This window comes from Lactobacillus kimbladii, from assembly GCF_014323605.1.
GTDB lineage: Bacteria > Bacillota > Bacilli > Lactobacillales > Lactobacillaceae > Lactobacillus > Lactobacillus kimbladii_B.
The window spans coordinates 1-414 of record NZ_SCMB01000028.1; the positions used below are offsets into that span (position 1 = coordinate 1).

1 protein-coding gene is annotated in these 414 nt (G+C 29.5%); it reads left to right on the forward strand.

The window, feature by feature from the left end; genetic code table 11:
- Positions 1-77 precede the first annotated feature (77 nt).
- On the forward strand, positions 78-414 hold a 337-nt coding region (locus tag ERK18_RS09355; RefSeq protein ID WP_463347161.1), incomplete at its 3' end, for a mucin-binding protein.

Sequence of the window (414 nt, forward strand, 5' to 3'; positions counted from 1 at the left end):
GTATGTAAGATTGGCATAGCACTGTTCATACAATATATAATAGTGTCATGTAATAGTTAGAATACGGGGAATAAAAAATGTCTATATTTGGTAAAAAGAAAAAAGCTATCGTTAATTATATAGATTTGGACAATGATAAAAATAATATCGCTACATCAGGTGAATTGTTAGGTAATGTTGGTGAAGAGATTGGTTACAGTAGTTCAGATCAGATTGATGCTTTAAAAAAGCAAGGTTATGTTCTTGTAAATAATAGTTTTGATCCGAGTGATAAACCAACTTTTTCAAATGAAGATGTTCAAACTTATACTATTTCATTTAAACATGATGTAGAAGCAGTTGATAAACCTAATTCTGATTTTGGAATTAGTGAAAGTGATTTACAAAAAGTGGGTACGCAAACTGTCCATTATG